The following is a 10,891-nucleotide window of genomic DNA, read 5'->3' as shown; positions in this document are numbered from 1 at the left end:
GGCAACCCGGCAGGACGCCGGGTTAGCCGCCCCGCGCCATGGATGGCGCGTGGCGGCGGCCCACGGATTCAAGCCGGAGTGCGGGCATGCCGAGCCACAGCGAGGCACCGAGTGGAGGGGCAAGAGCCTTTTGGTTACTTTTGGGGCTCTTTTCCAAAAGTGACCCGCTGTAAAAGCGGAACCAATATCAGCCTTCACCCAAATAACGGATATCCCCCCAATCAACCCCCCCGCGCCATATGCTCACCTATCCGCGCCCGCAACCACCGCTCCGCAGGGTCATTGTCATGCACCCCACTCCACACCATCGACAACTCCGCCGCTTCTATCTCAAACGGCGGATCCTCGGCGCGTAACGCTGAGCCCTCAGTCAACGCACACGCCGCATAATCCGGCACGGTCGCAATAATCTGCGTCCCCGCCAACAGCGCCCGTAACCCACTGAACTGCGGCACTGCCAGCACCACCCTGCGCGCGCGGCCAATGCGCGCCAGGTCGAGGTCGATATTGCCGCTCAAGTCCCCGGAAAACGACACCATCGCATGCGGGCGCTCGCAATAGTCATCCAGGCTCAGCGGCGCCACACCGTCGTCCCCGCGCAGCACCTTGCACGGAATATCCCGCAGCTTCTTGCGCTTGGCATTCGCCGGCAATTCAGTGGTGTAACTCACCCCCACCGAAATTTCGCCACTGGCCAGCAACGCCGACATCAACAGGTAATTGGCGCGGCGAACCACCACGATAATCCCCGGCGCCTCCTCGCGCAGTTGACTGAGCAACGGCGGAAACAAGCCAAACTCGGCGTCATCCGACAGCCCGATGCGAAACACCGCGCAACTGGTGGAAGGGTCGAAATCCTTGGCGCGGCTGACCGCGCCTGAAATGGTGTCCATGGCTGGCTGCAACTCCTTGAGTATCGCCACGGCGCGTGGCGTGGGCTCCATGCCCCGGCCGTTGCGCAGCAGCAACGGGTCGTCGAACAGGTCGCGCAGCCGCACCAATGCCGCGCTCACGGCGGGTTGGCCCATGAAGAGTTTTTCGGCCACCCGGGTCAGGTTCTTTTCGAACATCAGCGCTTCGAAAATCACCAACAGGTTCATGTCGACGCGGCGCAGGTCGTTGCGGTTCATGGCGCTATCCAGACGGTTTCCAGGCAGCCAGATAAGCATGAGGCTCGACCCTGCGATTGCATGCCTGTGCTGTCTTTTCGACGTCCTGACCTGGCGAAATTAACAACGATTAACTCGTCAGCCAAACGGTCCGGCGCCAAGAATGGAGCCGTCTACACTGCATCCATTCACCGGGAACGCTCCCATCGACTGCGGATATTCGTCATGGCCCGACTTGAGCACTGTGCTCCCCGCTTATCCGCTACCGGCGGCCTATGCCCCCGGCGCGAGCGTATTGCCAAACAACTGATTCTCGCCAACCTCGGCGAAAGCCTGACGATTGCCGACCTGGCCCAGGCCTGTGCACTGTCGCGCAGCCATTTTTCGCGTGCCTTCAAGTGCAGCACCGGCCTGTCGCCACAGGAATGGATTCGCCAACAGCGCATCCAGCGCGCCAAGGAACTGATCACCGGTTCCGCCCTGAGCCTCACGCAAATCAGCCTGGAGTGTGGCTTCTGTGACCAGGCACATTTCTGCCATATGTTCACCCGCAGTGAAGGCGTCAACCCGATGACCTGGCGAAACCACCAATTGCTTCACAAACCCCACGTGATTGCAGCCTAGTGGTCTGCGCCCACCTGCAATATGCTGGCCGGACCCTTTTTCCAGAGCATGGGCCACCATGAGTGACCTCAGCGACCAGGCCGTGCAATTCGGCCCCTACCGCATCCATCCGCGCCAACGCCTGGTACTGGAGGCCGGTCGTCCGTTGCGCCTCGGCCGGCGCGCGGTAGACATTCTGCTGATCCTGCTGGAACAGGCGGGCAACGTGGTGAGTAAACAGGAATTGATCGCCCGGGTCTGGCCCAAGAGCGTGGTCGAAGACGGCAACCTGCGCGTGCACATGGCGGCGTTGCGCAAGGCGCTGGGCGACGGCCAGGCCGGGCAGCGCTATATCGTCACGGTGGCCCAGCGCGGCTACAGTTTTGTGGCGCCACTGAGCATCGAACCGATGACGCTTCCAGCCGACGGCGCCCCTCAACGCCAGGGCCATAACCTGCCGCTGCGCCAGACCCGCATGATCGGCCGCCAGGCGCTGATCGACGCGCTGGTGCAGCAGTTGCCTCAGCAACGTTTTATCACCCTGACCGGCGCAGGCGGCATCGGTAAAACCACCGTGGCGTTGCGGATGGCAGAGTTATTGATCGGGCATTACCGCGACGGTATTCGCCTGCTGGACCTCGCGCCGCTGAGTGCGCCGTCAATGATTTTGCCCAACCTCGCCGCGCTGCTCGACCTCACGCTGGCCGAGCAGGAGCCCCTGCAAACCTTCGCGCGCAGCCTGCAACCGCGGCAGTTGCTGCTGGTGATCGACAACTGCGAACACCTGCTGGACGACATTGCGCTTATCAGCGAAACCCTGCTGCGGCATGCGCCCAATCTGCACATTCTCGCCACCAGCCGCGAAGCCTTGCGCGCCGAGGGTGAATACGTGCAACGCCTGGAACCCCTGGCCTGCCCGCCCGCCACCGGCAATCGCGCCCAGGCCCTGGGTTACCCGGCGCTGCAATTGTTGATCGAGCGGGCGATGTCTCATCAGGACAGCTTTGAACTCAGTGAAGCCGAGCTGCCGTTGGCCATCGACCTCTGCCAGCGCCTGGACGGCATTCCCCTGGCGATCGAATTGGTCGCCGCGCAGATCGAACGTTTCGGCCTGCCTGCACTGTTGGCGCAGTTGCAGGACAACTTCCGCCTGCTCACCCGTGGCCGAAGCAACGCCCTGCCTCGCCAGCAAACCCTGCGTGCCACGCTGGATTGGAGTTTTGACCTGCTCACGCCCTGCGAGCAGATTTGCCTGCGCCGCCTGGCGGTGTTCCGTGGCGGATTCAGCCTGGCCAGCGCAGCGGCGGTGATCGCCGGGGAACGTATTGCACCCCACGAAGTGCTGGGTTCAATCACCCAATTGGTGGCCAAGTCGCTGCTGAATGTGGAGGCTGGCGATGACGAAATGGTCTACCGCCTGCTGGATATCACCCGCACCTATGCCCTGGGAAAACTCAGTGTCGCCGACGAACTCGACGCCACCCGCGAACGTCATGCCGCGCGTTGCCTGGCGCTGATGGACCAGGCGCAGGAGGACTGGGAACTGATCGCCACCCAGCCCTGGATCGAACGCTATGCGCCGCTTCGCGAAGACATCCGCGCCGCACTCGACTGGTGCCTGGGCGACGACGGCGTGCACCTGCTGGGCATTCGTCTCACCGTCAGCGCAATGCCGCTGTGGCAGGAATTGTCGCTCCTGCGCGAGCATGGGTTGTATGTGGGCAGCGCCTTGGCGCGGCTCAGGCAATCGAGTGCGCCAAGCCAGCGTTTACACTTGGCGTTGCAACTGGCGCTGGGCAGCTTTACCTACCACACCGAAGGCGGCACCCCGCAGACCGTCGAGGCGTTTGCCTGCGCGCAGCGCCTGGCGCAAGCCAGCAAAGACCTTACCGGCCAACTGCGTGCGGTATCCGGGCATATGGCGGTCAACCTGTGCCGCGGCCATTACCGCGAGGCGTTGCTGCAGAGCCAGCACTTTGATCGGCTGGGCCCGCAAAACGAGCCGCTGCTGGACCTCAGCGCCCAACGCCTGCGCGTGTTGGCGCAACATTTTGCCGGCAACCAGGCGCTGGCGTTGCACAACGCAGAGCAAGTGATTCAGCGCATGGCCCAGAGTGGCCACCTCAACCGGTTTACCCATGGCTTCGGCGTGCAATACGACCAGAGCGTCGCCTCGTTGACGATCCTCGCGCGCATCCTGTGGCTGCGCGGTTTCCCGGAGCGGGCCTGGCGCACCGCGAACCAGGCCCTGGAGCTGGCGCTGCAAATCAACCACGGCACCTCGATCTGCTACACCCTGGCGCTGGCCGGGGTGGTGATCGCCCGTTACAACGGCGACAGCGCCATGGCCCGCACGCTGCTGGACCTGTTACTGCAACAGGCACACAAGCACTCGGTGCCGTTGTTCCAGACCTGGGCCCGGCACTATGAAGGCAAGGCCCCGCCGGAACAGGTGCGAGGGTTGGGGCTGGTCCAGGACATTTTGCTGACCTTCAACACTGCCCCGGCAGATGACGCCGTGTTTGAACGCGCCAGGAACGGCAGCGCAGGCTGGTGCACCGCGGAAATTCTGCGCGTGCGCGCCGAGGCGACGCTGGATGCGCGCGCCGCTGAAGCACTGCTGCTGGAGGCCTTGGGCCTGGCGCATCAGCAAGGCGCCCTGGCGTGGGAGTTGCGCAGTGCAACGGCCCTGGCGCGCCTGTGGCAACGCCAAGGCCGCCTGCAAGCCGCCCGCGACGTACTGAACGCGGTCTACCGGCGATTTACCGAAGGGTTTGCCACCGCAGATCTAACCCGCGTACGCAGCCTGCTCGACGAGTTGCAGGACAAACGGCCGGCCTGAAAACGCCCCCAGGTAATGCCCGTAGCCACGGCGCAAACGCTCCACCTGGGCCGGGTCGCGCAGTTGCGCCAGGGCGTGGCTGCGCGCGCTGTTGAGCAGGCGGTAACGCAGAGGACCGGGGCCGGGTTCCACTTCCAGCAACGACAGGCTGGCCAGACGCGCCAGCAGGTACGCCAGGTCGGCGTGTTCCAGCTCGGTGCCCGCGACCAGCGGGCTCAGGGTCGGCAAGGTCACGGCCGTTTTGAACAGCGCCAATTGCAGGAACAGCCAACGCTCGGGCAGGCTCAGCCGCTCATACGTCCAATCCAGCGCGGCCGCCAGGGACCGGTGGCGCTCGACTGCCGTGCGGCGGCCGCGGGTCAATACCTGCAAGCCGCCTTGCAATTGCGCCTGCAAGCCACGCACGCCGAGCGCATCGACCTGAGCGGCCGCCAGTTCCAGGGCAAGGGGAATGCCATCGAGGCGCCTGCACACATCGCGCAGCGGTGCCAAATCCTGGGGCCGCAAGACAAACCCCTGCTGCCCGGCACGCACCCGGGCGACAAACAGCTGTACCGCAGGGTAAGCCATCGCTGGCTCGACACCGGCCCAGGCCGACGGTATTGGCAGCGCCAGCCCCGGCACGCGTTGCACCCATTCGCCGGGCACCTGCAAGGCTTCGCGGCTGCTTAACAACACCGTCACCTGCGGTGCCTGCTCGCGCAGGGTGCGCAGCAGATGTCGGCAGGCGCCGAGCAACAGATCGGCGCCATCGAGCACCAGCAACAACTGGCGCCCAGCCAATTGAGCACACAGTTCAGCAGCGTTGCCACAGGGTTCGAGGTGCAGCGCCTGGGCGACATGGCGCAGCATCGTGATGGGCGCTTCGACCGTTGCCAGGTCGACCCACCCCACGCCGTCGCGATAACGCGGCAGCACACGTTCGGCCAACGCCAGGGCCAGGCTGCTTTTGCCGACGCCGGCGCAACCGGTGAGGGTCATCAAGGTTTGCCCGGACAAACGCCGCGCCAGCGCGCCCAGCAGCGCGTCACGGCCGATCACCGGGCTCAGGCGCGCGGCCAGGTTATGCCGGGGCATCGCCGTCGGGGCCGCCAGCGGCGCAACGAAGCAGTAGCCGCGTTGCGGCTCATTGAGGAGGTAGCGCGCGCCATCCAGCGCTCGACGCAACGCTGCGATGTGCACGCGCAAGTTGTTCTCTTCGACCACGCTGCACGGCCAGACCCGGGCAATCAATGTGTCTTTGCTGACAAATTGGCCCGGTGTTTCCAGCAGCACCGCCAATATATCGAGCGCTCGCCCACCCAAGGGCACCGGCAGGCCGACCTTGCTGACCAGACGCTGGTGCCGGTGAAAGGTGTAGGGGCCGAAGCTCACCACGTGAGGGTTATTCATGTATGCAAAAGCGCCGAAACGCCCGGCCTTGGGCATCTGCGCATCCTTTTCCATGGGCCTGTGGCTATCTTGCCAGCTACCTGTGACACGACAATGCTGGCACGGGGAGCAATACGGACTTTGGGGTGCGCGAGACGGACATCCTGTCGTTAACTGAACTGCTGTCGGTATTGAGTCGGGTTGAGACCGAGTTTTTCACTGAACAGAAAGCGCATGTGCCGCACGCTGCCGAAGCCTGCGTGGAAGGCCACCGTCTTGAGCGGCAGGTCGGTGGTTTCGAGCAGGTGGCGGGCGCGGTCGATGCGCGCGCCCTGCAAAAACGCCATCGGCGTCATCTGCACTTCTTTGGCGAACAGCCGCGCAAAATGGCGGGCGCTCATGCCTGCCAAGGCGGCCATCGAGTCAATGGTGAAGGGTTGATCCAGCTGGGCCAGCACGTGGTTCTGCACGCGGGTGACCGGGGTTTCATACGGCGCCACGGCGGCCGTCATCGGGCTGAACTGAGCCTGGCCGCCCTGGCGTTTCATCACCACCAATAGCACTTTGGCCACTTCCACCGCGACGTGCTTGCCATGGTCCTGGGCGACAATCGACAGGGCCAGGTCGATACCGGCGGTGACGCCGCCGGAAGTGATCAACCGGCCGTCTTGCAGGTAGATGCGATCGGTCTCGACGATGGCCTTGGGGAACGCCTTGATCAGGCGTTCGGTGTAGTGCCAATGGGTCGTCACGCGCTGGCCGTCGAGCAGCCCGGCGTGACCGAGCACGAAGGCGCCCGTGCAGATCGAGCCGAAGCGCCTTGCCCGTGGCGCTGCGGCCTTGAGCCAGGGCAACAGGTCGGGATGGCATTCGTTATAGGCACCGGGGCCGCCCGGCACCAGCAGCAGGTCGTAGGCATCGTCGGCCTGGGCCAGCAGCACGTCAGGCTGCACCGCCACACCATTGGAGGCGCGCAGCGGGCCGGGCTCGGTGCCGATGGTCAGGATTTCATAGTGAGCTGCCGCCGGCAGGTAGCGGTTGGCAATCGAAAACACTTCAAGCGGCCCAGCCATGTCGAGCAGGAGGAAGTCCGGAAATAGCGCCATGGCCACGGTTTTCATGAGGGGAAGCGTCCATCGAGAAGGAAGGCGACGGACATTATGGCACGCCCTTAACTGTCAACTTAAATGAGACAGTTATTCAGATTTCAGCTTCTTAATGAATATTTCAGTAACCAGTAACCTTCTTCTCAACGCAAGCGCCCTGCATCTCGCAGCCTGCGCTCACTTGAGGACACCACCATGCTGACCCTTCGCAAAGCTTCCGAACGCGGCGCCGCCAATCACGGTTGGGTGAAGTCGTTCCACACCTTCTCTTTCGCCAGTTACTGGAACCCCAACGAGCAGGGTTTTTCCGACCTGCTGGTGATCAATGACGACCGCGTTGCCGCCGGTAAAGGCTTCGGCCAGCACCCGCACCGCGACATGGAGATTTTCTCCTATGTGCTGGAAGGCGCCCTGGAACACAAGGACACCCTGGGCACCGGCTCGGTGATTCGCCCCGGCGACGTGCAACTGATGAGCGCCGGCAGCGGCGTGGCCCACAGCGAGTTCAATCACAGCCAGAGCCGTGGCGTGCACTTCCTGCAAATCTGGATCGTGCCCAATGAGGCTGGCGCTGAGCCGCGCTATCAACAGGAGCACTTCAGCGAAGCGCAGAAACGCGGGCGTTTGCAACTGATCATCTCGCCGGAAGGCGCCGACGGTTCGCTGCACGTTCGCCAGGATGCGCGGGTGTATGCCGGGCTGTTCAACGGCGACGAAAGCGCGAGCCTGGAGCTGGCGCCAAACCGCCACGTGTATATCCATGTGGCGCGCGGCAGCGTTGAGGTCAATGGCCAGCGTTTGCAGGAAGGTGACGGTGCCCGAGTGCGGGATGAGCGCCAGATCAACCTGAGCCACGGCGAAGATGCCGAGGTGCTGGTATTCGACCTGCGCCCTCAGGAACGCCCGCAGATGCCTTGACCCTCACCGCGATGACCCGCCCCAAAACGGGTCATCGCTGGCATCGATAGTCACCATCAGCCCAATGAAGTTCTCTAAAAAAATCCAACGCGTAACATCAAACCCATACCAAGCGGCACCCAAACTAAAACACTCGGAGCACACCACCATGAAACGCCAACTCTTGCTTACCCTCGCTTTCTCGGTACTCGCTGCAAACGCTTTTGCCCACCCGGTAGTCGCTGAAGGCGGCGCCGATCGCCTGATGGAAAGCCGCGTTGCCGAAGGTGGTGCTGACCGCCTGCAGGAACGTGGTCTGGCTGAAGGCGGTGCTGATCGTCTGCAAGAACGTGGCCTGGCTGAAGGCGGTGCTGATCGCCTGCAGGAACGTGGCCTCGCCGAAGGCGGTGCTGACCGCCTGCAGGAACGTGGCCTGGCTGAAGGCGGTGCTGATCGTCTGCAAGAACGTGGCCTGGCCGAAGGCGGTGCTGATCGCCTGCACAGCAACAACGCCTGACCCTCGCTGTTGGCGAGGCACCCCAAACCGGCCTGATCAGCCGGTTTTTTTTCGCCTGCAATTAATGCAAGTGGCGGTCAACCCACAGCACTGCCTTGCCGATCTGCTGCCGCGCCTCGATACGCTCATGCACCTGCTGCACGGTTTCCAACGTGTAGTGCCCTTCGATGTCGATGGTCAGCGACCCCTCCAGCATCGCCGCGAATACCGCGTTGGCACGTCGTTGCACGGTCGGGCCGTCGGCCATGTGGTCGGCCAGCCTAGGCCGGGTCAAAAACAACGAGCCTGCCTCGCCCAGTTCAATCGGGTCCAGGTCGGTCAGTGAGCCGGAAACATTGCCATAATTGACGATCAACCCACGCGTGCGACAGGCGCGAAAACTGTCGCGCAGGGTCGTTTTACCGACCGCATCAAACACCACATCCACGCCCTGCCCGCCCGTTGCCTCACGCACCCAGTCAGCAAACCGGCCCTCGTCGTATCTCCATGCCTGGTGGGCGCCACGTTGCAGGGCAATCGCGCATTTTTCGGCGGTGCTGGCGGTGGCAAACACCGTCGCGCCCAACCGATGCGCCATCTGCACCAGCAGTTGGCCGATGCTGCCGGACGCGGCATGGACCAGGCAGGAGCTGCCAGCCTTCAGCCGCGCCACATCATCAATCAAATAATGCGCGGTGCAGCCCTGAAACATCGCCGCAGCGGCCTGATCGAAAGCAATCGCAGTGGGAATCTGCGCCACTTTGTCCGCCGGCACATTGGCGTATTCGGCATACGCGCCCCAGGCGATGCACCAGGCAACGCGGTCGCCGACAGCCAAATGGCTGACGCCTGCGCCCACATCTACCACCACGCCCGCGCCCTCCATGCCCAAGGTGCAGGGCAGCCGCACCGGGTACGTCTGCGACCGCGCGTACTTGCCTTGGCGGGTATGGATGTCCATGAAATTGATCCCCGCGCAGGCCACCTGCACCAACACGTGCCCGGGTGAAACCTGAGGTGTGGGCGCGTCGTGGCGCAACTGCGCGACATCCGGACCGCCGTAAGCTTGCAAGGTGATGGCTTTCATCGGGGACAACTCCGTTTGCACTGGGAAGCGGCCATGGTAAAAGGACCTTCTCAGCCTGAGAATTCCCCAATACCTAACAGCCTCCGTGCGGAAATAACCCGATGTTCGATTGGCAAGATCTGTATTACTTCACTGTTTTGGCGCGCACGCAGTCGTTGTCGGCGGCTGCCCGGGAGTTGCAGGTGGAACACGCCACGGTTGGGCGCCGTGTGGATGCACTGGAAAAAGCCCTCGGCGTGAAGTTAGTTGACCGCTTGCCGCGCAGTCGGCCACTGACTGCACAAGGCTTGGCACTGGCCGAACTGGCGGCTGGCATGGGCGACATGGCCACCGAAGTGCTGCGCCTGTCGCGAGTCGCCTCGATTGAAATGGCCGGCACCGTGCGGGCCAGTTGCCCGCCGTCCATTGCCAACCACTGCATCGCGCCCCATGTGGCACGGTTGCGCGCGCAATATCCGCAGTTGAACCTGGTATTGATGCCCTCCACCCAACTGGCCGCGCTGGACAAAGGCGAAGCCGATATCGCCTTGCGCACCGTGCGCCCGGACGAAGACGCCCTTGTGCGTCGCCAGGTCGGCGTGGTGCGTTTCGGCCTCTACAGCTCACCTGAACGCCAGCAACTGCCGGCGCCGCAATGGACGTTCATCGCCTACGACACCAGCCGCGATCATTTGCCCCAGCAGGCCTGGATGCACCAACTGCGCGGGCAACGCCCGATCGTGTTCGCCGCCAGCGAGCTGATCACCCAGCAAATGGCGGCCCGCGCGCACGTCGGCGCGGTGGTGCTGCCGACGCTGGTAGGCGATCACGACCCTTTGCTCGTCAGGTTGCCCACCGCCACCGACGGCCCGGAGCGTGATATCTGGCTCACGGTGTACCCGGACATACGCCGCTCGCCGGCGGTGAAAGTGGTGATGGAGTTTCTGGTGGCGTGCATTGAAGGCGAGCCGCAGTTGCGCCGTTGAGTCAGCTTCGGGCAAGTTTTTTCAAGTTGGCATCCGCGTCCTCTCTCGCCAGATAGAGAAACCCTTTACCTTCCTGCACCTTGAACAGCACCTTCATACCGAGCAGTTTTTCAAGGTCCTTACGCGCGGTATTTTCCGAAATATCGTAGTCGTGGGTGAGTTCCTTGGGTGTGAATACGCGCCCTGGGTGCTGAAGCACCTTTTTCAAAAAGTGCCCCTGGCGATAATTCAGCCCGTCTTTCAATTCAAGCGTATCCAACCAGCTCATCAGCTCTACGGACTCTTTCCTCTTCTCCTCAAAGTAATCCACAAACTCATGAATGGCGCGCTCAATGACGCGTAATTGATACGTCACGAAATAGGTCAGGTCGAAGGCGTCAGTTTCCGTATGAATGTATGAACGCCCATATTGCAT

The 10,891-nt window shown here is 63.1% G+C and carries 10 protein-coding genes; 5 read left to right on the top strand and 5 right to left on the bottom strand.

Annotation, left to right across the window (positions count from 1 at the left end; all coding sequences use genetic code 11):
• Positions 1-221 precede the first annotated feature (221 nt).
• On the bottom strand, positions 222-1,130 hold the full coding sequence (locus WBB95_RS23290) for a LysR substrate-binding domain-containing protein (RefSeq protein WP_424489704.1): 909 nt from the start codon (positions 1,128-1,130) through the stop codon (positions 222-224).
• A gap of 204 nt (positions 1,131-1,334) precedes the next feature.
• Here WBB95_RS23290 and WBB95_RS23285 point away from each other — a divergent pair, with 204 nt between their 5' ends.
• Together WBB95_RS23285 and WBB95_RS23280 are read left to right on the top strand one after the other, a co-directional pair.
• Positions 1,335-1,733 carry a helix-turn-helix domain-containing protein gene (locus tag WBB95_RS23285; protein ID WP_424489703.1) on the top strand — a complete coding sequence of 133 codons (399 nt, stop codon included), beginning with the start codon at positions 1,335-1,337 and terminating at the stop codon, positions 1,731-1,733.
• Positions 1,734-1,791: 58 nt separating this feature from the next.
• The gene (locus WBB95_RS23280; protein ID WP_424489702.1) at positions 1,792-4,554 is read left to right on the top strand and encodes an ATP-binding protein; all 2,763 of its coding nucleotides are present in this window, start codon (positions 1,792-1,794) and stop codon (positions 4,552-4,554) included.
• Here WBB95_RS23280 and WBB95_RS23275 read toward each other — a convergent pair.
• Positions 4,501-6,000: an ATP-binding protein gene (locus tag WBB95_RS23275; RefSeq protein WP_424489701.1), complete on the bottom strand. Its 1,500-nt coding sequence runs from the start codon at positions 5,998-6,000 to the stop codon at positions 4,501-4,503. The genes WBB95_RS23280 and WBB95_RS23275 overlap by 54 nt on opposite strands.
• A 95-nt stretch (positions 6,001-6,095) precedes the next feature.
• Complete coding sequence (locus WBB95_RS23270) at positions 6,096-7,046, bottom strand: GlxA family transcriptional regulator (protein ID WP_424489700.1); 951 nt, start codon at positions 7,044-7,046, stop codon at positions 6,096-6,098.
• Between the two features lie 180 nt (positions 7,047-7,226).
• Here WBB95_RS23270 and WBB95_RS23265 point away from each other — a divergent pair, with 180 nt between their 5' ends.
• Both WBB95_RS23265 and WBB95_RS23260 read left to right on the top strand, forming a co-directional pair.
• Complete coding sequence (locus WBB95_RS23265) at positions 7,227-7,949, top strand: pirin family protein (RefSeq protein ID WP_424489699.1); 723 nt, start codon at positions 7,227-7,229, stop codon at positions 7,947-7,949.
• A gap of 148 nt (positions 7,950-8,097) precedes the next feature.
• Complete coding sequence (locus tag WBB95_RS23260) at positions 8,098-8,445, top strand: hypothetical protein (RefSeq protein WP_424489698.1); 348 nt, start codon at positions 8,098-8,100, stop codon at positions 8,443-8,445.
• A 61-nt stretch (positions 8,446-8,506) separates the two neighbouring features.
• On the opposite strand, the gene WBB95_RS23255 is transcribed toward WBB95_RS23260, so the two are convergent.
• Positions 8,507-9,511 carry a quinone oxidoreductase family protein gene (locus WBB95_RS23255; RefSeq protein WP_424489697.1) on the bottom strand — a complete coding sequence of 335 codons (1,005 nt, stop codon included), beginning with the start codon at positions 9,509-9,511 and terminating at the stop codon, positions 8,507-8,509.
• Between the two features lie 101 nt (positions 9,512-9,612).
• Between WBB95_RS23255 and WBB95_RS23250 the strand changes: the two genes are divergently transcribed.
• Positions 9,613-10,476 (top strand): LysR family transcriptional regulator, encoded by an 864-nt coding sequence (locus WBB95_RS23250; RefSeq protein WP_424489696.1) that lies wholly within the window; start codon positions 9,613-9,615, stop codon positions 10,474-10,476.
• A gap of 1 nt (position 10,477) precedes the next feature.
• On the opposite strand, the gene WBB95_RS23245 is transcribed toward WBB95_RS23250, so the two are convergent.
• On the bottom strand, positions 10,478-10,891 hold a 414-nt coding region (locus tag WBB95_RS23245; RefSeq protein ID WP_424489695.1), incomplete at its 5' end, for a DeoR family transcriptional regulator.

It is taken from the genome of Pseudomonas sp. (assembly GCF_049645325.1).
Lineage (GTDB): Bacteria > Pseudomonadota > Gammaproteobacteria > Pseudomonadales > Pseudomonadaceae > Aquipseudomonas.
This window is presented reverse-complemented; position numbering and strand designations above follow the sequence as displayed.